The sequence below is a fragment of the Clostridium sp. UBA5119 genome (genome assembly GCF_002414285.1).
GTDB classification, from domain to species: domain Bacteria; phylum Bacillota; class Clostridia; order Clostridiales; family Clostridiaceae; genus Clostridium_J; species Clostridium_J sulfidigenes.
In genome coordinates, this window is the sequence record NZ_DHYX01000112.1 from 48,376 (window position 1) to 48,651 (window position 276).

The window sequence follows — 276 nt, forward strand, 5'->3', positions numbered from 1 at the left end:
ATATCTTCCTTTTCACATACAGCGTACTCTTCTTCAAATCTATCTATAATTATCATAAACCTTCCTCCTTTTATACTATTATTAATAATAAACATAATTTTTATAATTTAATGGTAAATATTTATAATATAAATATTGCATTTTTATTTATATATATTATACCTAGTATTTTTTCTTATTAGTAGTAATAATTACACATTAACTTTCATAATTTATAAGGAATAGAGGGGTTGATATTTTGAAAAAGAAATTTTTAATTTTATTTATAATTTTATT